Below are 25,908 nucleotides of genomic sequence, written 5' to 3'. Positions count from 1 at the left end.
ATGCCCAAGGCAATACGCATAGCTGCAATCCTGCTGTTGGCCGTCGCAGCGCTATTGATGGTGCTGGCCTTTGGAATCGGCCGGCGCGCAACGGCGCCTACCGATGTCAGCAGCGCGACACCACCAACCAATCCATCCAAGCAGATGGTGGTAGTCGCCAGCAAGGATCTGCCTGCCGGCCAACCGATCACCGGTGCCGACCTCACCATTACCGAAATGGCCTTGCCACCGGCCAACGGCTACACCGCCATCAGTGCGGTGGAAGGACGCACCCCGGCGAGGAGCATTGCCGCCGGCGCGATGGTCACAAGCGAACAATTGCTCCAGGGCATCGCCATTGGCATCAAACCCGGCGAGCGCGCGGTGGCGGTGCCAGTTGACGAGCTTGCCGGGGTCAGCAACCGGGTCGCGCCGGGCGATTACGTCGATGTATTCATGAGCTTGCAGGACCCAACCAGCGCCGGCAGCGGCCAGAACAACACCCAGGCCCGGCTGCTGCTTTCGCGCCTGCAGGTACTGGGCTACGGCAGCGCCGATGTGGGCCAAGCAAGTGCCCGCACCGACGAACAGAACAACGAGGTTGGCACTTCGTCACCCGAACCAGGCAGCCGCGCCGAAACCATTGCATCCCGCGATGGGCGCAGCAATGGTTCTGCAAACGCTGATGCGGCGCAGGCGCGCAGTGCGATCCTGGCGGTCCCGGTACAGGATGCAGGTCGCCTGTTGCTTGCCGCGCATAGCGGCAAGTTGTTCCTGGCGCTGCGTAATCCAGGTGATACAGGTTTGGCCGACGAGTCCATCTTTGCAACGCCGGCTGCGGTGCTTGCGCTGCGCGGCAACCTCGATGAATCAGCAGCCGAAGCCGCTGCGCGTCCGGAAAACCGCGCCTACGCGGGCATCGACCTGAACGCACTGGCCGGTGACAACAACCGCTCCCCCTCCACCAACGCTGTTGCTTCGGCAATACCGCAACGACGTCGTGGCGCACGTCCGGCCAGCCGCCAAACCATCGAGATCATCCGCGGCACGACCCCTTCCAACCAGCAGTCTTCGCCATGACCGGGGGAATCCTCTTGCACCAGCGTTCTTCCATCACCGCACCTGCGTTGTTCGTCCTGGCGCTGCTGAGCGTGAGTGGTTTCATGCCACCGTTGACCCAGACCGCGCACGCACAGGCCAGCAGCAACAGCGTTGTGCTCGAACTCAACGAGCAGCGCCCCTGGAACCTGCCGGCCGGAGTCGAGCGGATCGCCATCGCCGACCCTTCCATTGCCGACATCACCCGAATCGGTCGTAACAGCGAGGCCTTGCTGGTTGGCAAATCCGCCGGTAGCACCACCTTGCTGCTGTGGCTGCAGAAACAGGCAGCACCGACGCGCATCCGTGTTGAAGTTCGCAACGCGGTACAGGGCGGACTGCTGGACGGCAGCGCCAATGGGCTCACCGTACAGGCCGGCCAAGCCCTGCTCTCGGGCAGCGCGGGCTCCCTGCTTGAGCATGAGGCCCGTCGCAAAGCCGCGGCATCGGCTGTTGGCGAAAAAGGCATGATCAGTGACGCAACCACCATCAGTAGCGGCGGTGTGGTGCAGGTCGAAGTAAAAGTGGTGGAGTTCAACAAGAGCGTGCTGCGCCAGGTCGGCATCAGTTTCAAGAACATAAATGGCGGCTTCAGCTACGGCATCACCTCACCAAGCGGCAGCAATGACGGTGGCGCGCTTTCATCGGCATTCAAGCTGGTAGCCAAATCCATCCCGGGTGCCTGGGATGCGAACATCGATCTCCTGCAGGCCAACGGCATGGCGCGAGTGCTGGCGGAGCCCACGCTGGTGGCGCTATCGGGCCAAAGCGCCAGTTTTCTGGCCGGCGGCGAACTTCCCATTCTTGAACCGCAAGGGCTTGGCACCACCACGGTGAACTTCAAACCCTTCGGCATCGGCCTGACCGTCACCCCGACCGTGTTGTCGGCAGACCGCATCGCGCTGAAGGTCGCACCGGAAGCCAGTGACCTCGACTACACCCGCGGTATCACCCTGGACGGCACCCAGATACCCGCCATCTCCACCCGTCGCGCCGACACCACGGTGGAACTGGGCGATGGCGAGAGCTTCGTCATCGGTGGCCTGGTCAGCAGCCAACTGTCCTCGAACGTCAACAAGATCCCGCTGCTCGGCGACATCCCGGTGATTGGCTCGTTCTTCCGCAACCTCAGCTACAAGCGCGAGGACAAGGAGCTAGTGATCGTGGTGACACCGCGACTGGTCAAGCCATTGGCGCGAGGCACCGAGATCCCGTTGCCTGGCCAACGCGAAGCACAACCCAAACTTCCGGTCTGGGGCGCATGGCTGCTGCACCCGGCCAGCCCTGACCAACTCCCTGGCTTCTCACGCTGAAGTGTCCCCATGCCCCCGGTGATGCCCTTGCCCCAGACCCAGAGCCATCCCGAATTGAATCTGCTGCTGTACGCACCGGACAACCGCCACATGGCGCGCCTGGGTGCGGTATTGGCGGGGCAGGCCAATCTGCGCTGGGTCGATAGTCGCGAAACCAATCCGCGCCAGCTGCTGGACGCAGCGGCAGGCTCGGCATTCGTGTTGCTCGATTACTGCGGCGGCAATGCCGCCTACTCGACCGACCTCGCCCGCCAGCTGCACGCCCTGCCCGGCTGCCCTGCGATGATCGGTTTGGGTACCACCGGCCCGGAGCAGGCTGCACACCTGTTGGCGGCGATGCGCGCGGGCGTTTGCGATTTTGTCGATATCGACAACAGCACGGCTCAAATGCTCGAGGTTTTCGAGCATGTTGGCGCGGCCCCAAGCCCGATGCGTGCTGCGGCGACACCGGAACTCCGCCCCGACGGTCGCCTGATCGTGTTATTGGGGGTCCGCCCAGGCGTGGGCACCAGCACCTTGGCCACCCATCTCGGCGTGAGCCTGGCCGAACAGAACCCCGTCTCGCCTGATGTCGCCGCCGTGCAGGGTTGGTTGCTGCTGATCGACCTGGGCCAACCCGCTGCCGACGCCGCGCTCTACCTGGGCATGGAAAGCCATTTCAGCTATGAAGAGTCACTACGCAGCGTCGAGCGGATGGATCGTACCTTCGTCGGCACCGCCTTCGCCCACCATGCCAGCGGCATGGCCCTGCTCGGCATTGCCAGCGGCAGCCTGCTGAAAAAGCATGAACCCATTTCCCTGCTCGATCGTCTGCGCAGTGTCTTCCCACTGAGCCTGTGCGACGTGGGTGGCCTGCCGGTGCAGCTGCTGCCCACCACCCTGCTCAAGAGTGCGTCCGAAGTCTGGCTGGTCACCGACCAGGCGATCGGTTCACTGGTATCGCTGGACCAGACCATGCGCGAGCTCGAAAGCCGCGGCCTGCGCGACGACCGCCTGCAGCTGATCGTCAACCGCTTCGATGCCAACGGCGGGCTGGCCGACACCCAGATCGCGCAGCGCTTCAACCTGCCGTTGTTGGCCACGCTTCCGGACCGTTCGCGGGTGCTGCGCTCCAATGCAGGCCTGGGCCGCTTGCTCACCGATGCGGCTCCACGCGACCCCTATCTCAAGGCGCTGCAGCCACTGCTGCAGCGCCTTGACCGGCGTCGGCTGGCAACGCCACCAACCACCGCACCGGCGTCACCGCTGGCCCGTCTCGCCAATCTGCTGGGTAGATAACAATGGAAGACAAAGTCACCCCCTTGTCCCCGCGCATCGCCGCAGCAGCACTGTCAGTGGAACCAGTGCCGAACGTGCCGTTCGAGCAGACCGAGCAGTTCCAGACTGTGCTGTCGGCGGCACACGAATACCTGTTGAACCATGTCGAGGACCAGCGCGTCGACATCGACTCCTGGTCGCCGGAAACCATCGGCAAGTTCGTGCGCACGCAGACCGCCGCGTTCGTCAAGGAGTGGAAGATCCCGGTCAACGCGCACGAGATGGAAGCCGTTGCAAGCGCCCTGCAGAAGGAGCTGACAGGCTTTGGACCGCTCGACGATCTGCTGCATGACCCGGAGATCGAAGACATCCTGATCAACGGTTACAAGGACGTACATGTTTCTGCCGGCGGCATATTGCGCCGCTCTACCCAGCGTTTCGGTGATGACCGCCACCTGCTGCGCATCCTGCGCCGCATCATCGCGCCACTCGGCCGCCGCCTGGACGACTCCAACCCCATGGTCGACGCGCGACTGCCCAATGGCGGCCGCCTCAACGCCATCATTTCGCCGTTGGCCGTTGACGGGCCGATGGTGTCCATCCGCAAGTTCCGCAAGGATCCATTCACCCCTGATGAGTTGCTGGGGCGCGGCGCCTTCGACAAGCCGATGTACGCACTGCTCAACGCGATGGTGCGAGGCCGTTGCAACATCCTGATCTCCGGCGGCACCAGCTCCGGCAAGACCTCCCTGCTCAATGCGCTGGCGACCTTCATCCCGCACAACGAGCGCGTCATCACCGTCGAGGACACCGCCGAGCTGGCCCTCAATCACCCGCATGTAGTGCGACTGGAATCACGCATGGGCGGATTTGATGGCAGCGGCGCGGTCAGCATCCGCGAACTGGTGCGCAACAGCCTGCGCATGCGCCCGGACCGCATCGTGGTCGGCGAGGTGCGCGGCGCCGAGGTACTCGAAATGCTGCAGGCGATGAATACCGGCCACGACGGTTCAATGGCTACCGTGCATGCCAACAACGCCCGCGACTGCCTGTATCGACTGGAAATGCTGGCAGGTTTTGCCGGCTTCCAGGGCAGCGAAGATAGCCTGCGCCGGCAGATTGCCGGCGCCATCGACTTCATCGTGCAGATCTCGCGTCTGGGCAGTGGCCGCCGGGTGATCGTCTCCATCACCGAGATCACTGGCGTCAGCGACAACGTCATCACCAGCCAGGAGCTGTTCAAGCACGAAGCCTGGATCGACCAGGAAAGCCGCGAACGCGACCGCTGGATAGGTCTGGGTTTCCATCCGCACTGCCACAAGCTCGAACCGTTCCGGCAGGAGCTGCGCGAGGCCAATATGGGGAGCTTTCCTTCATGATGCTGCCCCTGCTTCTCGGAAGCTTTGCAGTGCTGCTGGTGGCGCTGGCCATGGGCCTGTGGTGGGGCGTCGCTACCCGCGTGCAGCAGCGCGCTGCCGCCAGCCACGCCGACACCCGTCTCTCGCAGCCTGGTCCACAACACGCCGCCGATGACGCCCGCAACAGCCGTCCACCGAGCAGACGCTGGGCCGAGCTGCTGCGTCGGGCAGGGTTGAAAGACTCGGTGCGCACGTTGATCCTGATCGCGTTGCCCGGCATCGTCGTCACCATCGGCGCTGGCCTGCGCCTTGGCAGCGCCTGGTTTGGCCTATTCGTACTGGCGCTGTATCTGTTGGCCGTGGCGCTGTGGCTGTACCGGCGCATCGACAAGATCCAGCAGCGGCTGGTCGCGCAGATGCCCGACTTCCTGGAAAACATGGTGCGCATCGCCGGCATCGGCAACAGCTTGTCGATGGCCTTCCAGAGCGCCACCCAGAATGTCGATCCACCACTGCGCCCCATCCTCGACAACGCCTTGACCTATACCCGCGCAGGCATGGACCTGGATCGTGCCCTGCAACACGCCGCGCAGGCCTATCGCCTGCGCCCGCTGGAAATGCTGGCGGTGATCCTCGGCACCAGCATCCGCATCGGCGGCCGCAGCGACCAGATCCTGCAGCGCATGAGCGACTTCATGCGCGATCTGGAAGAAGTCCAGCGCGAACTGCAGGCAACCACCTCCGAGACCCGCATGTCTGCCTGGGTACTTGCGCTGCTGCCAGTCGGCGCCGCCTTGTCGATGGCCTTGATGAGCCCGGATTTCTTCCAGCCCATGTTCCAGGAGCCGCTCGGCAAGAAAATCCTGTTGATCGCGGTGCTGCTTGAACTGTTTGGCGGCTTCCTGCTGTACCGGCTGGCCAAGTCGCTATGACGCCGTCCATCACCCCTCACCTCCGCCGGAGAGCCGCATGAACCAGCTGTACGCCATCGCCATGATGCTGGTCGTGCTGGCCCTGGTACTGGCTGCGGCCGGCCTGCTCTACCGCGGGCGCCGCAGCCAGCAGGCGGGCGCGGCATTACAGACCGCTCTGGACACGGCCCAGCACCTGGAACACGACAAAGCGCCAAAAGCCGGTTGGTGGCGCCAGCGCCTGAGTGACCTTGCCGCCGTCGGCCAGCACTTCGACGGCAGCCGCGTGCAGAAAGCGCTGCTCGCACCCGAGGACAAGCTGCTGTTGGAGCAGGTTGGCTGGAACCACAACACTGGCACCGCCGCCTTCCTTGCCACCCGCCTGCTGCTTGCCTTGCTGATGCCATTCATCGCCGTGCTGTTGTTGCGGCCGCATGGCGGCGACATGGTCATCATCGTGCTGGTCGGCTTTGCGCTTGGCATTCTGTTGCCGAAGCTGCTGCTGCGCAGCTGGGCCGGTCGCCTGCGCAGGAAAGTGGACGAAGAATTGCCCTTGCTGATCGACCTGCTGCGCCTGCTGCAAGGTGTTGGCTTCAGCATCGACCAAAGCCTGCAGATGGTAGGCGAGAAGCTGCACATCGCCATCCCGGTTCTGGGCCACGAACTGCAGATCGCCAATGCCAGCTACAGCCGCGGCCGCAGTCGCGCACAATCGCTGCGACGGCTATCCGAGTCCTTCGACAACGACGACCTGCGCAGCCTCATACAGATGATATTGCAGGTGCACCAACACGGCGGCGCCGTGCAGGAACCGCTCAAGCAGTTCGGCATGCGCCTGCGCGAACAGCGCCGCATGAAGATGAAGGAGAAGGTCGGCAAGCTCTCGGTGAAGATGACCGTGGTGATGATGATTACCTTGCTGCCGGCGCTGATGCTGGTACTTGCCGGACCGGCCATCATTTCGCTGGCTGCCGCGATCAAGGGAATGTAATGGGAGCCAACCTGATGAAGACCAACGCACTGCTGCTGATCGTACTGGCCCCTGCCCTGCTCGCTGGCTGTGGCGGCAACCATGCCGCCTACAAGCAACCACCGATCGAACCGGCGTTGGTCGAAGCCGCGCAGGACGATCGCGGCATGTACCTTGGCCTGCTCAAGCAGATGCAGGAGCAAGGTGCCTACTACGCTTCATTGGCCCATATCGACGCCTTCCGGCAGCGCTTCGGCGACAGCCCGGAGCTGCGCATCCTGCAGGCCAACGCATTGCGTGAAACCGGCGATGATGCAGCCGCAACCACCATTTACCGTGGCTTGACCAAAGGCGCGCAAGCCGCACCGGCCTGGCACGGGCTTGGGCTTATCGCAGCAGCTGCGCATGACCACGCCGGCGCGCGACTTGCACTCGACAATGCGGTGCGCGCCGACCCGCTGAACGTCGCTTACCTCGGCGACCTTGGCTTCGCACTGTTGCAGGCCGGCCAAGTCGAACCGGCACGGGCGCCGCTGGCCAAGGCCGCTGAACTGGGACCGGATAATATCCGCGCCATTTCCAATCTGGCACTGTGGGCATTGCTGTCAGGCCAAGCATCTTCGGCGGAAAGCATGATGCAACGCGCGAACCTTCCGCCTGCAACCCGGAGCGAGATCTATCGCCTGGCGCGGACCCTTCGACAACCCGTAGCAGCGGCCATTCCCGCAGCAGCGCCAACAAGCAGTACGACTGTCTTGGCCGCGCAGCAGCCAGCAATCAGCGCAACGCATGCACCAGTCCCCCCCGGTTCGATGCTTGATCGTTTCAGTCCCTCGTCGCCCACTTCGCAGGAGGTAACGCCGTGATCCGAACAGCGTCCATTGCCGCAGCAATGTTGCTGGGCACATTCTGCAGCTGCGCATTGGCCGCGGCCCAGCACGCGCCGTTGATCGAACGCATGGCAGACAACAGTGCCGCCGCAAACACAAACACGGTTACCGCGATTGATGCAGCAGCCGCTTCGACCGCAGCCACCACCGTATCGGCCACCTCCCTTGCCGAGCTGCCACGCTCACAGATCGGCGATACCACCCGCACCCTGCTGCAACTACAGGCTGACAGCAACCGGCCCGGCACAGCGCTGCCGTTGCTCGGCGAAGCAGCAAGCCGCAGCTACCAGCGCTATCTCAACAGCTTTGATCACCCCATCCCCGAGTACTTCGAAGCAGCGCTTCCCAATCCCAAGCAAGGCGGCGGCAGCCGCTGAGGCCCACCATGGACAGCCCGCGCCCGTCTTCACTATCACCGTCACGCGCGCTACGCGATCTCCCCAACACCGCGCGCCAACGCGGTGGCGCGGGCCTGCCGATGCTGCTGCTGCTGCTCGGACTGGTGGTGATACTTGGCCTGGTCGAGGTCGGCTACCTGTATTGGAGCAAGCGTGATGTGCAGAAGACCGCTGACCTGGCTGCGTTGGCGGGCGCACAACGCCTCGAGCTTTGCACCACCGACTACAAGGACAATCTGGCCGCGCGCAACAACGCACTGACCGACAATCAGTTTGCCGGTCAACTGGCCATCAACTGTGGCTATTGGGGCGCAGAACTGCCGCCAGGAGCCCGCTTTGTCGGCGTTGCCAACAACCGTCCGTTGAATGCAGTACAGGTCACCGCCTCACGGCAGGCCGTGCCGCTGCTGGGCCAGCTCACCACCCTGCCGCGCATCAGCGCCACCGCCGTTGCCAAACGCACCTCCCCGCAGGCGGCTTTCAGCGTCGGCTCGCGGCTGCTCAACACCAACAGCAATGCACCGCTGCAGGGAATGCTGCGATTGGTGGGCGTCGATCTGACCCAGACCCAGATCGCCAGCTACCAGGGCCTGGCCAACCTCAAGATCACCCCCCGAGGACTGCTGCAGGCATTGGGCATCCCGGTAGCCACCGACATCAACGTCGGTGAATTGAACAGCCTGCTTGCCGCCAATCAGGTCTCCGTCGGCAGGCTGCTGGAAGTGATGGCCAGCTTGGCCAGCCAGCAGGGACTGGCCGGCGTCGACCTGCGCCTGCTGCAGCAGAAACTGCTTGGCGCCGGTATCAGCAATGCGCTGGTGCAGTTGGGCTCCACCGCCAGCAGCGCGGGCCTGTTCGCCAAGATCGCCGGCGGTAGCGAAGCGGCCAACGGCGCGCTGGATGTGGACCTCAATGCGCTCGACCTGCTCGGCACCAGCATCTCCATCGCCAATTCCAAACATGCCGTCGAAATTCCGCAGCTGGATGTCCTTGGCCTGCTCAAAGCCAAGGCCAGCATTGTCGAGCCTGCCTCGATCGGCATCGGCCCGGTCGGCACCACCGCCTACAACAGCCAGGTGCGGCTGTTCCTGGATATCGACTCGCAACGGATTCCCGCACTCGGCACGGTACTGAACTGGTTGGGCACGCGCATCAAGCTACCCACCTACATCGACGTGATCGACGGCTTCGGCCAGCTCACCGCCATCGATTGTTCAACCCAACCAGCGACGGCCAAGGTCGACGTCACCAGCGCCATCGCCAACGTCTGCATCGGCAAGGCCACCACACCATGGGACTCCACCCGTGAGCTGTGCCGCACCGGGCTGGGCAACGAAACCCTGGTCAGCCTGCTCGGTCGCGATGTGCTCAACAAGAAAATTTCGCTGGAAGCACTGTCACAAAGCGATCAACTGACCTTGAGTGCAGGCCAGACCGGCACCGTCAAGCCCAATGACCTGAAGGTGGGCAAGCTGGTATCGGACCTCGTCGATGCCTTGCTCGGCACCGTGCAATCACTGTTCGTACCACAGGGAAACAGCAGCGATGCGGCCAAGGATCTGGCCGTGCAATATCTGGAAGCCACAAAGAAAAACGGCCTGTACCAGCCTGCTGTCGTGGTGCAGGCCCTGACCAACGGCAACAGCGACGCCAATCTCCCGGCACTTGGCAGTTGGACCACCGAGATCCCAACCTGCGACAGCTGGCTGCTGGGCTGCACGCCCAAGAAAGTGCAGGGCGACGTCTGGCAGGGCTTTCTCTACGAGACCACGATCAGCAAGCCCAGCGTGCTCGGCGGCCTGCTCGACGTACTCGGGCTGACATCCTGCCAGGGCCTGATCGCCGGCCTGGCCTTCAATGACTGCGTCAGCAATTCGCTGGCCAAGTACCTGCAGACCAAGCCCGGTGGCCTCAGCGGCAGCGGCGGTTACAACCCGGTGACCGGCAGCGGAAGCTGCGGCAGCGTGCTGTGCCTGTTGCTCAAACCCGTCATCGACAACACCTTGCGGCCGCTGCTCGATGGCGTCGGCAACCTGCTGTCAACGCTGCTGTCGGACGTCCTGGGCCTGCAGTTGGGCCGTACCGACGTGCACATGCAGTCGATCCAATGCGGCCGCAGCCAGCTGGTCGAATGAGCGCCTTCCCGAACAGTGCAGAGGCCCACGCCGCAATGCTTTCCAGCGCCAGATCGCGTGCTATGCTCGGCTACCAACAAGGCGCATTCATGAAATGCGACGGCCATCGCAATTCGGGGGAATTACGGGGACTTATGAGAGGGATCGAAATGCTTCCGAGCCGGTTTGGCTGTGCACTACTCTTGGTCATTGGCGTGCTCACGGCACCGGTCGCGATAGCTGGCCGTTGGCAGCGCGGTGAAGCCGAGGTACCGGCCGCCCCTGCCAACAGCGAAGACAGCGCGGTGGGGAATACCGTGGCCGAGCTGAAACGCTTGATGGGCAACCAGGAACTTACCGAGCTGCGCACCACCTACAACGGTAACTACGGTGCCAGCCTGCTGTTCCATGCCGATTCGCTGAACTACTACGTGGCGCTGTTCCACGAGAAGGAATTCTGGCGGGTTATCCGCACCGACTCCGTCGAGAACGCCGAGACGCTTTATCTCACCTTCGCCGACCAGACCAAGCAGCTGGCCCAGGTCTATCTGGACACGATCCGGTTGCAGGCCGGCAAGGCTTACAGTGAGAAACTGGTCGCCATGAATGAGCGACGCCTGCGCGGCCTGCAGCAGGAAGTGGAACAGCAACGCCAGCAGTCGCTGCAGGTCAGCAATGCCCTGCAGGAGCGCAAGCAGCAGGCGGTGGCGCTGAGCTCGGACCTGCGCGCCACCAACACCCAGCTGGAAGCCCTGAACCAGCAGATCAAGGCCTTGCAGGCGCAGCAGGTCAATCCCGAGTTGACCCTGCCCGCCACTCCCAGCGTCGCCCCGGCTACCGCGGCCACGCCGGTGATCCCCACCACCCAGGAGCCAGCCAGTCACCCCTGAGGCCCAGGCTTCAGCGCAAAAAAACGAACGCCGCCTTCCCTCAGGAAAGGCGGCGTTTTCGTAGTGCCGAGCCATGCTCGGCAAGGGCTCGGCCAGCAACACTTCAGCCCCGGACCATCCGCAGGAGCGGTGCACGGTGCACGGTGCACGGTGCCCTCGACCCTAAGCCAAGATGCCACCACGGCATCAGCCCGCGAAGAACATACCCCTCCCCAACCCTCCCCTTCGCTGCGCGAAAGGGAGGGGGCAGAGCATGGTGCCGACCCGTGCGCGGCAAGCGATTGCCCTGCAAAGCCCCTGCCGAGCATGGCTTGCCACTACCTGGCATTGTCGGTAAAGCCTCTGCCGAGCATGGCTCGGCACTACGGCACTATCGGTAAAGCCCGGTGGCTTATGCCCTGCAGCCTGCCTCGCCTGGTATTTGCCGCACCAACCCCCACAGAGGTTGAGATCCCGCCCCGCCGTCGCCATAAAGGAAGCTCCTGACAGCAACGTAGCCAGCCATGAGCGATCTTCCCCACGTATTCGAGGCAACCACCGAAACCTTCGAGGCCGAAGTCCTGCAGAAATCGATGCAGACCCCGGTACTGGTCGATTTCTGGGCCACCTGGTGCGGGCCATGCAAGAGCCTGGGGCCGATCCTGGAGAAGCTCGCCGGCGAGTACAACGGTGCGTTCGAGCTGGCCAAGGTCGACGTCGACAAGGAGCAACAGGTTGCCGCCGCCTTCCAGATCCGCTCGGTACCCACCGTTTTCCTGATCAAGGATGGGCAGATTGTCGATGGTTTCCCCGGCGCGATGCCGGAGGGCCAGCTGCGTGAATTCCTGACCCAGCACGGTGTAGTGCCCGCTGAAGCGGCGGCGGCCGTCGATGCTGAGATCCAAGCCTTGCCACTGGACCCGCAGGCCGAAGTCGCCGCATTGCGCGAGGCCATCGCCGCCGAGCCGGACAAGGCCGAGCTCAAGCTCGATCTGGCCCTGGCACTGCTCAAGACCGGTGCAACCGCCGAGGCTGGGCAGTTGCTGGACGGCCTGCCGGCCAACCTCGCCACCGACGACCGTGCCATCCGCGCGCGGGCGCGCCTGGACTTTGCTGCCGCCTTGCAGGACGCACCCGCCGCCGATCTACTGGCAATGCGCCTGCAGGCCGACGCGAACGACCTGGAAGCACGCTACCTGCTGGGCATCCAGCAGCTGTTGGCAGGCGAGGATGAAGTTGCGCTGGAGCAGTTCATCGAGATGCTGCGCATCGACCGCAGCTTCCGCGACAACCTGCCCAGGAAAGCACTGATCGACGCCTTCCGGGTGATCGAAGACGAAGACCTGGTGGGGCGCTACCGCCGCAAAATGTCTTCGCTACTGTTTTAACTTGGGGCCAGACAGTTCAATTTGCGTGTCAATTGCACGAAAATTGACACCCCATCGTGGATGATCCGGCCGTGGCCCTCACCACGGCGCCTTGGATCGCATGATGATGAAGTTGCAAGCAGCACGATGTCAGCGTAACGGACACGCGTTTTTGGAGCCGAAGTGGCCGTGAGTAACATCGACGTTCGCCCCCCCTTGTCGCAGCTGCTGGTCGCTGCATTGCTGCTGTGTTGGGCAACACTGGCCAGCGCCCAGGACTGGAACTACCGCGCACGCCCCGGCGATACCCTGTGGGACCTGGGCGCACGCTACCTCAAGTCCGATGTGCAGTGGCAGCAGCTGCAGGCACATAACAGGATTGCCGATCCGTACCGGCTGGCACCCGGCCAGACCCTGCGCTTCCCTGTCGCCTGGTTGCGCGTACAGCCGGCACCGGCCCGGGTGGTCGCATTGCGCGGACAGGTCCAGGTCAGCGATCCGGTCAACGGCACGCGCGCCTTGCAGGCCAACATGCTGCTGCCGATCGGCAGCCAGCTGCAGACCGGTGACGATGCCAGCGTCACCCTCAGCTTTGCCGACAATTCACGCCTGCAACTTCGCGAGAACTCGCTGCTGCAGCTGGACCAGCTCAGCAGCTATGGCGCCACCGGCATGGTGGATACCCGCATGCGCCTGCAGCGCGGACGCAGCAGCAACCAGGTGACGCCAGCACGCGGGCCGGCATCGCGCTACATCATCACCGCTCCGACCGCGACCAGCAGCGTGCGCGGCACCTTGTTCCGGGTAAACGCCGGCGACGAGGACAGTCCGGCAGCCACCGAGGTCGTCGAGGGTCGTGTGCAGGTGGGTAATCGCGCCGGCCAGCGACTGATTGGTGGTGGCCATGCAACCCTGATCCGCGCAGCGGGTATCGCGCCGGCACAGCCACAGCCGTTGCTGCCTGCCCCGCAGCTGCTTGAATCACAATTGCGGCTGCAGCCACTGCCGTTGCTGGCTGCCTGGCAACCACTGGATGCGGCCAAGGGCTACCGGGTAGAAGTCGTGCTGGCAGCGACACCGGACGTCGTTCTGTTCGCCCGCGAGCTGGCTGAACCGCAGATTCGTATCGACAGTTTGCCGCCAGGCCAGCTGCGTCTGCTGGTCCGCGCCATCGACGCCGACGGCGTCGAAGGCCTGGATGCCGAACATGATTTCTCGGTGCCGGAAGGCCTGCCCGCGCCGTTGACAATCGCGCCACTGCATGGGCAGACCGTGCATCAGCTGCAGCCACGCTTCCAATGGGCCAAGGTTGCCGGCGCCACTGGCAGCGTGCTTCAGATCGCCGACAATCCGGACTTCCTGCACCCCTTGGTCGAACAACAGGCCAGCAACCAGCAGTTGCGCATCCGCAGCCCTCTGCCGGCGGGGAACTATTTCTGGCGACTGGCCTCAATCGATGCTGACAACACTCCCGGCCGCTACGGTCAGGCGTTGCCGCTGCAACTCAGTGATGTGCCCGTTGCGACGCCATTGGACTCGACCAGGGGCCACAAGGGCCTGCTGACCCTGCGTTGGCCGGCCGACACCGCCGCCCAGTACTATCGCGTGCAGATCTCGCGCAAGGCAGACTTTTCCCGACTGCTGCTGGACGAACAAGTGGACACCCCCGAGATCGCATTCAAGCAACCCTGGCGTGGCGGCACCCTGCATGTGCGCGTGCAGAGCATCGAAGACGATGGCTATGCGAGCACCTTCTCCACGCCACAGCAGATCCAGCTGCCCTGCCGTCTCTGCTACGGCGTTGGCGCAGGCGCCTTGTTGCTGCTCGCCTTATGAGGCCGCTACGGCCGCGCTGGCAGGCAAGACTGCTGTTTGTACTCGGCTGCGCGCTGCTGGTCGGCTGGCTCAGCCATGCGCGGGTGTTCTGGCAACAGGATGTCGCCAGCTACGATCTATTGGTGGGCGACTGGGACTACCCGCCCGACCCCCGCCTGGCGATCATCGCCATCGATGACCGCAGCCTGCAGCAGCTTGGGCAATGGCCGTGGCCACGCAGCACCCATGCGCAGCTGTTGGATCGCCTGCACCAAGCCGGCGTGGAGCGTGTTGCGCTGGACCTGATGCTCCCCGACGCCGACCGCAAGGATGCCAGCCAGGACGAGGCCTTGGCGGCCGCGATTCACCGCAACGGGCGGGTCGTGCTGCCGGTACTGGCCGCACCGGCCAGTGACGAAGCGGTACCCGAGGAACTGCTGCCCGTACCCGCCATTGCCAAAGCGGCAGCAACGCTCGCACACACCGATATCGAAGTCGATGGCGACGGTGTTGCACGCGGGGCCTACCTCAAGGCAGGTATCGGTTCGCCACATTGGCCCGCATTGGGTGCCGCACTTGCGGGGATCAACGAGCCGCTGCCGGGCATGGCCGATCCTTCGCCGCAGACACTTTCCCCCTATCAATGGCATCGCGACCATTACGTGCGTCTGCGCTATGCCGGGCCGCCGGGCAGCTTTCCGCAGATGTCCTATGTCGACGTACTGGACGGCCGGATACCCGCCGACCTGCTGAAGGGCCGGCTGGTCATCGTCGGCATGACTGCCAGCGGCATCGCCCCACGCCTGCTCACCCCGACGTCACGCGACAATTGGATGAGCGGCAGCGAATATCAAGCCAATGTCGCCTCCATGCTGCTGGCCGGCAACGCCATCCGCCCGCTGCCACCGTTGCTGCAGACCGCAATCACCATGGCCCTGGTGGCGCTGGGCGCGCTGGGCATCACTTCCGCCATCCGCCAACGCTGGCTGCTGGGCGCACTGGCCATCCCCGCTCCGATACTGCTGAGCCTGGCTCTGCTCCATGGCGCCAACCTGTGGTTCGCCCCCGTTGCGGCGACCGCGGGCTTCATCGGCATGTTGTTGTTCTGGACGCTATGGCAGATGCGTTACTGGCGCCACCAAGCCAACCGTGACCCGCTCACCGGCCTGGCCAACCGCATGCGCTTTGAAGAGACGCTGCGGCGGGAGACCGACGCCGCGCGCCGTAGCGGCCGCCCCTTGACCCTGCTGCTGATCGATGTCGATCACTTCAAGAGCTGCAACGACAGCCACGGGCATTACGTCGGCGATCGCCTGCTGCGTTACCTGGGCCGCACCATCGAGGACATGGCGCGGCGTCCACGCGACCTTGCCGCGCGCTTCGGAGGTGACGAGTTCGCCCTGATCCTGCCCGACACCCCGCCGGCCGGTGCCGAGCAGCTGGTGCAGAGCTTGATCAACCGTGTACGCCAGCTCAGCATCCCGATCGACAAGGCCCAACACAGCAAGACCAGGGCCACCGTCACCATCGGCGTGTGCAGCGTGCTGCCCGGTCCCGACGATGGCCCTGCACGCCTGTTTGAAGCCGCCGACGCTGCCTTGTACCAGGCCAAGCAGGCTGGACGCGACGGTTACCGGATCGCCCCGCCCTGGCCGAACTGACCCTTTCCATACGCCTGCGAATGCTAGACTCCGATTCCCCTGTCAGTCCGCATCCGCAATGAAAGCCAGCCTGTTCCGTCGCGGCATCAACCTGTGGCCTCCGTTCCTGTTCGCCGGCATCCACGTCACCGCCATCAGCGCCGATTACCGCTACGTGCGGGTCGAGCTGCGGCAGCGGCCGTGGAACGTGAACTACGTGCGCACCCACTTCGGCGGCAGCCTGTTCGCGATGACCGACCCGTTCTGGATGTTGTGCCTGCTGCAGAACATGGGCAGCCGCTACTTCGTCTGGGACAAGGCCGGCACCATCGAGTTCCTCAAGCCCGGCCGGGGCGTGGTGTGGACCGAGTTCCGGCTCGATGACGCTACCCTGGACGAGGTCAAGGCTGCCACCGCCAATGGCGACAAGTACCTGCACTGGTTCGAGAACGACGTGCTCGATGCCAGCGGCGAGGTAGTAGCGCGCGTGCGCAAGCAGGTCTACGTGCGGCTCAAGCCGGACGCCCGCAAGCCGGATTGAGGCAAGGCAGCAACACAGATTTCTCTGAACGCAGCCGTTCCATCATTCAGCAGCGCACATACGGAAGACACCCGAACGCTACAATTCGCGGATGTCGCCCGAAGCCGTCTCCCCCGCCCCCCGCCCCTCCCTGCAACGTCTTTTCCTCACCGGCCTGCTGACCCTGCTGCCGATCTGGTTGACCTGGGTGGTCGTCAAATTCGTGTTCGTCCTGCTCTCGGGCATCAGCAGCCCGTTGATCGTGCCGCTGTCCGAGCGCATTGCCGCCTTCTTCCCGGACTACCTGGGCTGGATCAAGGTCGAATGGATGCAGGACATCACCGCCCTGCTGGCGACCCTGCTGGTCATCCTGCTGGTCGGCATCCTCAGCCGCCGGGTCATCGGCCAACAGTTGCTGCGCTGGTTTGGCGCGGTGATCCGACGCATCCCGCTGGCCAGCATCATCTATGACAGCGCCAAGAAGCTGCTGGACATCCTGCAGACCAAGCCCGGCAGCACCCAGCGTGTGGTACTGATCGACTTCCCGCACCGGGACATGAAGTCCATCGGTCTGGTCACCCGGGTGCTCAAGGAGCAGGGCACCGGCCGCGAACTGGCCGCCGTGTATGTGCCCACCACCCCCAACCCGACCTCCGGCTACCTGGAGATCGTCCCGGTGGAGATGCTCACCCCCACCGACTGGACCGTGGACCAGGCCATGAGCTTCATCATTTCCGGCGGTGCGGTCGCCCCGGACAGCGTGCCATTCACCCGCTCCGCCGACCGGTAAGCCCGATCCCATGCCTTGCGGTAATAACCACAGGGCATGGGACATAACCTGAGCTGTATCACTGGCGCGTGTTCATCCGCGCCACGACTGGTCGTCACCGCTGATATCGGGCAAGCTCCCGGGTCGATGTATTTGCGGAACACCTGATGCCTTACAGCCCGTTGCGCCTGCTTGCGCTTGCCATTGCCTCGATCATGACGCTGTCCGTTGCGGCCCCTGCCGACGCGGCGAAGAAGAAAACCCAGCGCCAGTCAGCGCCGCAGAGCCGCGCCGCCAAGCCCCGCACCACGCCGCGCCCGGCCCCGCGCCGACCGGCCGCAGTGCCGCTGCCGATCAAGCAGGACAACGCCGCCAAGCTCAACCGCATCTATGACGAGTACTGGGATGCCTCGATGCGGCTGAACCCGTTGCAGGCCACCTTCCAGGGCGACCAGCGCTACAACGACCAGCTACCCAACTTCCTGTCCGCGGCCTCGCGCCAGCAATCGCATGACTTCATGGTCGAATGGCTGGGCAAGGTCCAGGCCGTCGGTGCCACCGGCCTGCAGGGCCAGGATCTGCTGAGTTACGAAATCTTCGTGCGTGACGCGCAGGTCTCGCTGGCCGGCGAGCAGTACCCGACCTGGATGCTGCCGATCAACCAGTACTACAACCTGTCCAGCATCATCGCGGTGCTGGGCTCGGGCGCTGGCGCACAGCCGTTCCGCACGGTCAAGGATTATGAAAACTGGTCCAAGCGCTCACTCGGCATTCCGGCCCTGTTCGATCAGGCCATCGCCAACATGCGCGAAGGCAAGGCCGCCGGCGTGGTGCAGCCGCGCGCACTGATGGAGAAAGTGCTGCCGCAGCTGGATGCGGTGATCAAACCCACTGCGGAGGAGAGCCTGTTCTGGGGGCCGATCCGCAACATGCCGGAGGACTTTTCCGCCGAGGACAAAGCCAGGCTCACTGCCGAGTACAAGCGCATGATCGAGAACCGGATCATGCCGGCCTATCGTTCATTGCGCGGCTTCATCGCCACCGACTACATGGCCGCTGCACGCAGCACCGATGGCATGGCCGCCCTGCCCAATGGCAGCGCCTGGTATGCACACAATGTTGCCAGCAGCACCTCGCCGGCACGCACACCGGCCGAGATCCACGCACTGGGCGAACAGGAGGTCAAGGACCTGCAGGCGCGCATCGATGCGGTGATGAAGCAGGCCAGGATCCGCGGCTCGCAGCAGAAGGCTTTCAATGCGATGCGCAACGACCGCCAGTTCGTGTTCCGCGATGCCAACGCCCTGCTTGCGCACTATGCCGAGACCGGTGTGCGGGTGAATGCCGCCGTGCCAGCACTGTTCAACGAGCGACCCAAGGCCAGCCTGGAAATCAAAGCCGTGGAGGCCGAGCGCGCCGCCACCTCCAGCGCCGCCAGCTACCAGCCGGGCAGCGCCGATGGTCAACAACCCGGCGTGCTCTACGTCAATACCAGCGACCTGCCCTCACGCAAACGCTGGGCAGTGACCATGCAATACCTGCACGAAGCGATTCCCGGCCATCACTACCAGTTGGGCGCCCAACAGGAACTGGCCGCCTTGCCACGCTTTCGCCGCCTAGGCGGCGATGTTGCCTATGTCGAAGGCTGGGGCCTGTACGCCGAGTCACTGGGCCAGGAACTGGGCCTGTACAACGACCCCTACGACCAGCTCGGCTATCTGCAGACCACCTTGCTGCGCACCGTGCGGCTGGTCGCCGACACCGGCCTGAATGCCGCCGGCTGGACCCGCCAGCAGGCCACCGAGTACATGGTCAAGAACGCCGACATCCCGGCCGCCGATGCCGCCTCCGAGGTCGAGCGCTTCATGGCCTTGCCCGGCCAGACCCTGGCCTACCGCGTAGGCGAGATCAAGATCCGCCTGCTGCGTGACAAGGCCAAGGCCGAGCTCGGTGATCGCTTCGACCCACGCGAGTTCCATCATGAAATCCTCAAGGACGGCTCCATGCCGCTGGAGATCCTTGAAGCCAAGATCGACCGTTGGATCGCCAGCAAGAAAGCCTGATCACCTACCCAGGAGCCACCATGCCACGCTGGAAACCTCGACTCGCCCTGCTCTGCCTGTTCGCGTGCTCCAGCCTGGCCGCTGCCGCCCCCTTGGCGCCGCCCGATCCAGGCATCGATGGCTTGATGCAGCGCTACGACGGCCAGGTGCCCGGCGCTTCGGTGCTGGTATTGAAGGATGGCCAGCCCGCGTTCCGCCGTAGCTACGGGCTGGCCGTGGTCGAAGACGGCACTGCGGTTACTCCAGCCAGCAATTTCCGCCTGGCCTCGGTCAGCAAGCAGTTCACCGCCGCGGCAATCCTGCTGCTGGCCGAAGACGGCAAGCTGGGCATCGACGATCCGCTGAAGAAGTGGCTGCCCAGCCTGCCCGCCATTGCCGACACGATGACGCTACGGCAGTTGCTCAGCCATACCAGTGGCTTACTTGACTACGAGGAGCTGATGGACCCGGCCGACACCCGCCAGGTCCATGACGCCGACGTGCTGCAGTTGCTGCAGAAAGAGAACCGGACGTACTTCACGCCGGGCAGTGACTACCGCTACAGCAATAGCGGCTATGCCTTGCTGGCGCTGGTGGTGGGCAAGGCCTCGGGCAGCGACTTCGCCAGCTTCCTGCGCCAGCGCATCTTCCTGCCGCTGGGCATGAGCAACACCTACGCGCATCAGGACGGCGTCGATGAGGTACCCAATCGCGCCTATGGCTACAGCCAGATCGATGGCCGCTGGCAGCGTACCGACCAGAGCACCACCAGCGCCGTACTCGGCGATGGCGGCATCTATTCCTCAATCGACGACCTGGCCAAGTGGGATGCGGCGTTGTACGACGAGCGTCTGCTGAAAGCGACGTCTCTGAAGCTGGCCTTCAGCCCGGCAACGAAAACCACTGAACCCGATGTGCCGTTCTATGGCTTCGGTTGGCGCATCAATGGGGATGCCCTGTGGCATAGCGGCGAGAGCATCGGCTTCCGCAATGTCATCGTGCGTTATCCCAGGCAGAAGCTGACGGTGATCGTATTGAGCAACCGCAACGAACCCGAGCCTTATGCACTGGCCATCAACATCGCCCGCCGCTGGCTGGATGCTGCGCGATGAGTCTGCTTGGCATCCATCATGTTGCCGTGATCGCAGCCGACTACGCGCGTTCGCGTGACTTCTATGTGCGCATTCTCGGCCTGGAGGTTATCGCCGAGAACTACCGCAGCGAACGTGACTCCTGGAAGCTCGACCTGCGCCTGCCCGATGGCGGCCAGCTCGAGTTGTTTTCCTTCCCGAACCCGCCCGCACGCCCCAGCCGCCCGGAAGCACGTGGCTTGCGCCATCTCGCCTTCCGGGTTGCAGCCCTGGACGAGGTGGTCACCCATCTGCAAAGCGAAGGCGTGGCCTGCGAGCCGATACGCGTGGACGAGTTCACCGGCAGCCGCTTCACCTTCTTCGCCGACCCCGACGACCTGCCGCTGGAACTCTACGAGACGCCAGCCCGGTAGTGCCGAGCGACGCTCGGCAGGGGTATTCCCGGCAATCCATCAGCGCCACGGATTGCGGGAGCAGCATAAGCCGCGAAGCCGCTGCAACATCACAAGCGATAGAGCCAACCCCTCCCCAACCCTCCCCTCCGCCTTCGGCGCAAGAGAGGGAGCGTAGTGCCGAGCCATGCTCGGCAGGGGCTTTCCCGGCAACACATCAGCGCCTCAGATTGTGGGAGCGGCGTAAGCCGCGAAGCTCGTACATCGCCAGATCGCTGATTGTGATCTCCACCAGCATCGCCAGCTTCGCGGCTTACGCCGCTCCCACACACGGTTTGGTCACATTCCGACCGTAACCACGTCCTTGTACCTAATGACTTCCGGCGCATTGCCGTACGCCCGGCCGCAACTGAATGATGCGGTCATCATCCAAGGAGAGGTTCGGTTCCCATGCTGCAGATCCGTGGTTTGTCGAAAACCTACGCCAATGGCGTACACGCACTGAAAAATGTCGATCTCGACATCCCGCGCGGCATGTTCGGCCTGCTCGGCCCCAATGGCGCCGGCAAGTCCTCCTTGATGCGCACCCTGGCCACCCTGCAGGAAGCCGACACCGGCAGCGCCACCTTGACCACCGCCGATGGCGCCAGCATCGACATCCTGCGCGACAAGGATGCGCTGCGCCGCAAGCTGGGCTACCTGCCACAGGACTTCGGCGTCTATCCCAAGGTAAGCGCGCTGGACCTGCTCGACCATTTCGCCGTGCTCAAGGGCCTGACCGCACGCAAGCAGCGCAAGGAAGTGGTCGAAGCACTGCTGCAGCAGGTCAACCTCTGGGATGCACGCAAGCGCAAGCTCGGTACCTATTCCGGCGGCATGCGCCAGCGTTTCGGCATCGCCCAGGCCCTGTTGGGCAACCCGCAACTGGTGATCGTCGATGAGCCCACCGCCGGCCTGGACCCGGAGGAACGCAACCGCTTCCTCAACCTGCTGGCCGAGATCGGCGAGAACGTGGCGGTGATCCTGTCCACGCACATTGTCGAGGACGTCACCGACCTGTGCCCGACCATGGCCATCATGAACAAGGGCGAGGTGCTGCTGACCGGGCGCCCGGCCGATGCCATCAATGCCCTGCAGGCGCAGGTCTGGCGCAAGCAGGTGGCCAAGACCGCGCTGCCTGACTATGAAAGCCGTTTCACCGTGCTGTCGACGCGACTGGTTGGCGGCCACCCGGTGATCCACGTATTCGCCGACAACTGCCCTGAAGCAGGCTTCGAACCGGTCGCGCCCGGCCTCGAGGACGTCTACTTCCAGCGCCTGCGCCTGCAGGCGCAGGCCGCCTGACGGAGACGACCATGACCCTCGCCTTCCTGCGCTTCGAGCTGCGCGAGCAGCTGCGTTCCCCGTTGTTGTGGCTGCTTGCAGCACTGTTCGCACTCCTCGCCTTCGGCGCTGCCTCCAGCGATGCCATCCAGATCGGTGGTGGCATCGGCAATGTGCACCGCAATGCACCGTCGGTTATTGCGTTTTTCCTGGCTGTATTTTCGATACTGGGTTTGTTGGTTGTAACGTTGTTCGTCAGCAACGCCCTGCTTCGCGATTTCGATCTGAATACAGACGAGTTGATCTTTTCAAGTCCCATCAAACGTCGTCACTATCTTCTCGGCCGCATAGGCGCGGCACTGATTGCCAGCCTGATGATGTACGTGGTCATCGCCATCGGTACCTTCGTGGCACAGTTCATGCCATGGATCGATTCCGCCCGACTCGGCCCCGTGTCATTGCGACCGTATGTTTGGTCGTTCTGCATCATGCTGGTGCCAAACCTACTGTTCGCGACCGCACTATTGTCATTACTAGCCGTAGTTACCCGCAGCATTCTCTGGGTTTACATTGGCGTCATAGCGTTCTTTGTCCTGTACTTCGTCAGCGGCAGCCTTCTGGCAGACGTCGACAACCGCCACATCGTTGCGCTGCTTGATCCATTCGGTCTGCGCCCTCTAGGGCTGGCGATGCGCTACTGGTCCGCAGAGGAGAGCAATACGGGCCTACCCGCTTTCAGCGGTTATCTGTTGGAGAACCGTCTATTGTGGCTGGGTGTCACCGTCATCTTGTATGCCGCAACCTTTGTGCTGTTCCGCACCGAGCGCAGTGGCACCGGACGCAAGCGCGGCGACAAGGCAGTAGCCATTACCAGCTACGTACGCAGGAGCACCAGTGTCGACGTTCCAAAGACGACGCCTGCATTCACAACACGCACAGGCTGGCAGCAACTGCTGCGACAAGTTGCCTTCGATGCGAAAAGCACCTTCCGCGGCGTGCCATTCCTGGTACTACTGGCTTTGGCGATGGCCAACTTCGTCCCCAACGCCTTGCACCGCCGCACCATGTACGGCACACCCAGTTGGCCGGTGACGTCGCAGATGCTGGAAGCGCTGCAGGGAAGCTTCAGTTTCGTACTGATCTTCATCGTGCTGTTCTACGCCGGCGAACTGGTGTGGCGTGAACGCAGCGCGCGCATCGCAGGCATCAGCGACGCCATGCCGGTGCCGAACTGGGTGCCGCTGTTGGGCAAGTTCCTGACCCTGATCGCAGTGGTGTTCGCGTTCCAGGCCGTCGGCGGGCTCACCGCCATCGCCATCCAGCTGAGCAAGGGCTACACCCAGATTCAGCCGCTGCTGTACTTCAAGACGCTGGCGCTGGACTCGGTGGTCTACATCCTGATGGGCGGCATGGCCTTGGTGCTGCAGGTGCTCAGCAACAACAAGTTCATGGGTTACGCGCTGCTGATCCTGTTGCTGATCGGGCAGTCGGTGCTGGGCATGCTCGACTACACCCAGAACCTGTACAACTTCGGCAGCTGGCCGAATGCGCCGTACTCGGACATGAATGGCTACGGTCACTTCCTTATCGGGCAACTGGCCTTCCAGGGCTACTGGGTGCTGTTCCTGCTGGTATTGCTGCTGCTGTGCGCCGCCCTGTGGGTGCGTGGCGTGGACTCGGGCTGGCGGCAGCGCCTGCGCCTGGCCAGGCAGCGCCTGCGCGGCCCGTTGGGTGCAGGCCTGGCGGCGGCGGTGCTGGCCTTCATCGCCTGCGGCGGCTGGCTGTACTGGAACACCAACATCCGCAATGAATTTGTCTCGCCCGACCAGCAGCTCGACCTCCAGGCCCGCTACGAGCGCGATTATCGCAAGTACAAGGACCTGCCGCAGCCGCGCATCATCGCCATCGACAACAACGTCGACCTGCATCCGGAAACCCAGTCCGTGCGCATCGACGGCGTCTACCGCGTGCGCAATACCCATGCGACCGCCATCCCCGACATCCACGTCGCGATGGGCGATGACAAGACCCTGGCCAGCATCGAGATGGGCGGCGCCAAGCTGACCACCCACGATGAGGAGCTGGGCTACCGCATCTATCACCTGGATGCACCGATGGCACCAGGCGAGGAACGCGACATCCGCTTCACCGTCGACATCCATCCCAACGGCATCACTTCCGATCAGGCACAAACCCAGATCGTCGACAACGGCAGCTTCTTCAACAGCCGTGTACTGCCGGCCTTTGGCTATGACAGCGGCGCGGAGATCAGCGACCGCAACGAACGCCGCAAGCGTGACCTCGGTGAACCAACGCGCATGCCCAAGCTGGAAGATGAGGCCGCGCGGGCCAATACCTACATCTCCAACGACTCGGACTGGTTGGATTTCCGCAGCACGGTCTGCACCGCACCGGACCAGATCGCCTTGGCACCGGGCTACCTGCAGAAGGAGTTCGAACGTGATGGCCGCCGCTGCTTCAGCTACGCCATGGACCGGCCGATGCTGAACTTCTACGCCTATCTGTCGGCACGCTGGCAGGTGAAGAAGGCCACGTACAAGAACATTCCGATCGAGATCTATTACGACGCCAAGCATCCGTACAACGTGGACCGGATGATCGAAGGTGTGCAGAAGTCACTGGCTTACTACGAAGCCAACTTCAGCCCGTACCAGCACAAGCAGGTGCGCATCATCGAGTTCCCCGGCTACCAGTCCTTCGCGCAGAGCTTTGCCAACACCATCCCGTACTCCGAGTCGATCGGTTTCATCGCCGACCTGCGTGACAAGGATGATGTCGACTACGTGTTCTACGTCACCGCGCACGAAGTGGCGCATCAATGGTGGGCGCACCAGGTGATCGGTGCCAACGTGCAGGGCGCCACCGTACTGTCTGAATCGCTGTCGCAGTACTCGGCGCTGATGGTGATGGAGAAGGAATACGGACGCGGCCACATGCGCCAATTCCTGAAGGATGAACTGGACAGGTATCTTTCTGGCCGCGGTGGCGAAGATGTCGAAGAACTGCCGCTGTACCGGGTTGAGAACCAGCAGTACATCCATTACCAAAAGGGTTCACTGGTGTTCTATCGCCTGCGTGAGGAAATGGGTGAGGACGCGTTGAACCGCGCCCTGTCCCGCTTCATCCAGGCCAAGGCCTTCCAGCAACCGCCGTATACCACCTCGGCCGAACTGCTGGAGTTCATCCGCGCCGAAGCCAAGCCCGAGCAGCAGGGCCTGATCACCGACCTGTTCGAAAAGATCAGCTTCTATGACAATCGCGTGGTCGAGGCCAACGCCAAGAAACGGGCGGACGGCCGCTACGACGTGACCCTGCAACTGCATGCGGACAAGCGTTACGCAGACGGCATGGGCAAGGAGACCGCAGGCACGCTGGACGACTGGATCGAGGTCGGTGTGTTCGCCAAGGGCGCTTCGGGCAACGAACGTGATGAGAAGGTGCTGTACCTGCAGCGCCATCACATCACTGCCGCTGCCCCGAGCATCACCGTTACCGTGGACCAGAGGCCCGATGAGGCCGGCTTCGACCCGTACAACAAACTGATCGACCGGGTTTCGGCCGACAACCGCAAGCGGGTGACGTTGCAGTAGGCGAGATGCGAGCGGCGCCCGGCTTGAGCCCCTCTCCCGTCTGCGGGAGAGGGGTTGGGGTGAGGGCTGCTTCTGAGGCATTACCGTGAAAGCCCCTGCCGTGCATGACTCGGCACTACCTCAAAGCCCCTCTCCCGCCTGCGGGAGAGGGGTTGGGGTGAGGGCAGCTTTTGAGGCATTA

Annotated in this window: 20 protein-coding genes; all 20 read left to right on the top strand. The window is 63.7% G+C overall.

The genetic code is table 11. The annotated features are described in order from the left end of the window. The 20 genes from cpaB (at position 1) to AC13FW_RS02415 (ending at position 25,727) form a co-directional block, all read left to right on the top strand. Complete coding sequence (cpaB, locus tag AC13FW_RS02510) at positions 1–1,059, top strand: Flp pilus assembly protein CpaB (RefSeq protein ID WP_482988097.1); 1,059 nt, start codon at positions 1–3, stop codon at positions 1,057–1,059. An 83-nt stretch (positions 1,060–1,142) separates the two neighbouring features. Further along, a complete protein-coding gene (locus tag AC13FW_RS02505; RefSeq protein WP_296246095.1) occupies positions 1,143–2,390 on the top strand; it encodes a type II and III secretion system protein family protein in 1,248 nt (415 codons plus the stop codon). Between the two features lie 27 nt (positions 2,391–2,417). Beyond that, complete coding sequence (locus tag AC13FW_RS02500; RefSeq protein WP_282265471.1) at positions 2,418–3,668, top strand: CpaE/TadZ family protein; 1,251 nt, start codon at positions 2,418–2,420, stop codon at positions 3,666–3,668. A gap of 2 nt (positions 3,669–3,670) precedes the next feature. Further along, on the top strand, positions 3,671–5,026 hold the full coding sequence (locus AC13FW_RS02495) for a TadA family conjugal transfer-associated ATPase (RefSeq protein ID WP_296245986.1): 1,356 nt from the start codon (positions 3,671–3,673) through the stop codon (positions 5,024–5,026). After that, positions 5,023–5,937: a type II secretion system F family protein gene (locus AC13FW_RS02490; protein ID WP_482988096.1), complete on the top strand. Its 915-nt coding sequence runs from the start codon at positions 5,023–5,025 to the stop codon at positions 5,935–5,937. The genes AC13FW_RS02495 and AC13FW_RS02490 overlap by 4 nt, the downstream gene beginning before the upstream one ends. A 37-nt stretch (positions 5,938–5,974) precedes the next feature. Further along, positions 5,975–6,907, top strand: coding sequence for a type II secretion system F family protein (locus AC13FW_RS02485; RefSeq protein WP_482988095.1), 933 nt, complete (start codon positions 5,975–5,977; stop codon positions 6,905–6,907). 14 nt (positions 6,908–6,921) lie between these two features. After that, on the top strand, positions 6,922–7,752 hold the full coding sequence (locus AC13FW_RS02480) for a tetratricopeptide repeat protein (protein ID WP_482988094.1): 831 nt from the start codon (positions 6,922–6,924) through the stop codon (positions 7,750–7,752). Continuing rightward, a complete protein-coding gene (locus tag AC13FW_RS02475) occupies positions 7,749–8,153 on the top strand; it encodes a DUF3613 domain-containing protein (protein ID WP_482988093.1) in 405 nt (134 codons plus the stop codon). The genes AC13FW_RS02480 and AC13FW_RS02475 overlap by 4 nt, the downstream gene beginning before the upstream one ends. 8 nt (positions 8,154–8,161) lie before the next feature. Then, the gene (locus AC13FW_RS02470; RefSeq protein WP_482988092.1) at positions 8,162–10,309 is read left to right on the top strand and encodes a TadG family pilus assembly protein; all 2,148 of its coding nucleotides are present in this window, start codon (positions 8,162–8,164) and stop codon (positions 10,307–10,309) included. Positions 10,310–10,443: 134 nt separating this feature from the next. Then, complete coding sequence (locus tag AC13FW_RS02465; RefSeq protein ID WP_482988091.1) at positions 10,444–11,178, top strand: DUF2968 domain-containing protein; 735 nt, start codon at positions 10,444–10,446, stop codon at positions 11,176–11,178. A 503-nt stretch (positions 11,179–11,681) separates the two neighbouring features. Continuing rightward, positions 11,682–12,545 (top strand): thioredoxin, encoded by an 864-nt coding sequence (gene trxA, locus AC13FW_RS02460; RefSeq protein WP_482988090.1) that lies wholly within the window; start codon positions 11,682–11,684, stop codon positions 12,543–12,545. A 168-nt stretch (positions 12,546–12,713) separates the two neighbouring features. Beyond that, entirely contained in the window at positions 12,714–14,360 is a 1,647-nt protein-coding gene (locus tag AC13FW_RS02455) for a FecR family protein (RefSeq protein WP_282265459.1), read from the top strand. Then, entirely contained in the window at positions 14,357–16,000 is a 1,644-nt protein-coding gene (locus AC13FW_RS02450) for a CHASE2 domain-containing protein (protein WP_482988089.1), read from the top strand. The genes AC13FW_RS02455 and AC13FW_RS02450 overlap by 4 nt, the downstream gene beginning before the upstream one ends. A 58-nt stretch (positions 16,001–16,058) precedes the next feature. Continuing rightward, positions 16,059–16,520 (top strand): DUF4442 domain-containing protein, encoded by a 462-nt coding sequence (locus AC13FW_RS02445; RefSeq protein ID WP_482988088.1) that lies wholly within the window; start codon positions 16,059–16,061, stop codon positions 16,518–16,520. A 91-nt stretch (positions 16,521–16,611) separates the two neighbouring features. After that, positions 16,612–17,289, top strand: a complete 678-nt coding sequence (locus AC13FW_RS02440; protein WP_482988087.1) for a DUF502 domain-containing protein — start codon at positions 16,612–16,614, stop codon at positions 17,287–17,289. Between the two features lie 146 nt (positions 17,290–17,435). Further along, complete coding sequence (locus AC13FW_RS02435) at positions 17,436–19,331, top strand: DUF885 domain-containing protein (protein WP_482988086.1); 1,896 nt, start codon at positions 17,436–17,438, stop codon at positions 19,329–19,331. A 20-nt stretch (positions 19,332–19,351) separates the two neighbouring features. Continuing rightward, the gene (locus AC13FW_RS02430; RefSeq protein WP_482988085.1) at positions 19,352–20,422 is read left to right on the top strand and encodes a serine hydrolase domain-containing protein; all 1,071 of its coding nucleotides are present in this window, start codon (positions 19,352–19,354) and stop codon (positions 20,420–20,422) included. Beyond that, a complete protein-coding gene (gene gloA2 / locus AC13FW_RS02425; protein WP_482988084.1) occupies positions 20,419–20,814 on the top strand; it encodes an SMU1112c/YaeR family gloxylase I-like metalloprotein in 396 nt (131 codons plus the stop codon). Before AC13FW_RS02430 ends, gloA2 begins: the two co-directional genes overlap by 4 nt. A gap of 429 nt (positions 20,815–21,243) precedes the next feature. After that, complete coding sequence (locus AC13FW_RS02420; RefSeq protein WP_482988083.1) at positions 21,244–22,137, top strand: ABC transporter ATP-binding protein; 894 nt, start codon at positions 21,244–21,246, stop codon at positions 22,135–22,137. Positions 22,138–22,148: 11 nt separating this feature from the next. Continuing rightward, positions 22,149–25,727 carry an ABC transporter permease/M1 family aminopeptidase gene (locus tag AC13FW_RS02415; protein WP_482988082.1) on the top strand — a complete coding sequence of 1,193 codons (3,579 nt, stop codon included), beginning with the start codon at positions 22,149–22,151 and terminating at the stop codon, positions 25,725–25,727. The last annotated feature ends 181 nt before the right edge of the window (positions 25,728–25,908 follow it).

Source organism: Stenotrophomonas sp. 21LCFQ19 (assembly GCF_056861425.1).
The sequence above is the reverse complement of the archived record's forward strand: the minus strand, read 5'-3'. Positions and strand labels throughout refer to the sequence as shown.

What these genes read in the sequence shown, in the direction of transcription:
- cpaB (WP_482988097.1), top strand. Translation starts at nt 1, where the DNA reads ATGCCCAAGGCAATACGCATAGCTGCAATCCTGCTGTTGGCCGTCGCA.
- AC13FW_RS02505 (WP_296246095.1), top strand. Translation starts at nt 1,143, where the DNA reads ATGCCACCGTTGACCCAGACCGCGCACGCACAGGCCAGCAGCAACAGC.
- AC13FW_RS02495 (WP_296245986.1), top strand. Translation starts at nt 3,671, where the DNA reads ATGGAAGACAAAGTCACCCCCTTGTCCCCGCGCATCGCCGCAGCAGCA.
- AC13FW_RS02490 (WP_482988096.1), top strand. Translation starts at nt 5,023, where the DNA reads ATGATGCTGCCCCTGCTTCTCGGAAGCTTTGCAGTGCTGCTGGTGGCG.
- AC13FW_RS02485 (WP_482988095.1), top strand. Translation starts at nt 5,975, where the DNA reads ATGAACCAGCTGTACGCCATCGCCATGATGCTGGTCGTGCTGGCCCTG.
- AC13FW_RS02480 (WP_482988094.1), top strand. Translation starts at nt 6,922, where the DNA reads ATGAAGACCAACGCACTGCTGCTGATCGTACTGGCCCCTGCCCTGCTC.
- AC13FW_RS02470 (WP_482988092.1), top strand. Translation starts at nt 8,162, where the DNA reads ATGGACAGCCCGCGCCCGTCTTCACTATCACCGTCACGCGCGCTACGC.
- AC13FW_RS02465 (WP_482988091.1), top strand. Translation starts at nt 10,444, where the DNA reads ATGAGAGGGATCGAAATGCTTCCGAGCCGGTTTGGCTGTGCACTACTC.
- trxA (WP_482988090.1), top strand. Translation starts at nt 11,682, where the DNA reads ATGAGCGATCTTCCCCACGTATTCGAGGCAACCACCGAAACCTTCGAG.
- AC13FW_RS02450 (WP_482988089.1), top strand. Translation starts at nt 14,357, where the DNA reads ATGAGGCCGCTACGGCCGCGCTGGCAGGCAAGACTGCTGTTTGTACTC.
- AC13FW_RS02445 (WP_482988088.1), top strand. Translation starts at nt 16,059, where the DNA reads ATGAAAGCCAGCCTGTTCCGTCGCGGCATCAACCTGTGGCCTCCGTTC.
- AC13FW_RS02440 (WP_482988087.1), top strand. Translation starts at nt 16,612, where the DNA reads ATGTCGCCCGAAGCCGTCTCCCCCGCCCCCCGCCCCTCCCTGCAACGT.
- AC13FW_RS02435 (WP_482988086.1), top strand. Translation starts at nt 17,436, where the DNA reads ATGCCTTACAGCCCGTTGCGCCTGCTTGCGCTTGCCATTGCCTCGATC.
- AC13FW_RS02430 (WP_482988085.1), top strand. Translation starts at nt 19,352, where the DNA reads ATGCCACGCTGGAAACCTCGACTCGCCCTGCTCTGCCTGTTCGCGTGC.
- gloA2 (WP_482988084.1), top strand. Translation starts at nt 20,419, where the DNA reads ATGAGTCTGCTTGGCATCCATCATGTTGCCGTGATCGCAGCCGACTAC.
- AC13FW_RS02420 (WP_482988083.1), top strand. Translation starts at nt 21,244, where the DNA reads ATGCTGCAGATCCGTGGTTTGTCGAAAACCTACGCCAATGGCGTACAC.
- AC13FW_RS02415 (WP_482988082.1), top strand. Translation starts at nt 22,149, where the DNA reads ATGACCCTCGCCTTCCTGCGCTTCGAGCTGCGCGAGCAGCTGCGTTCC.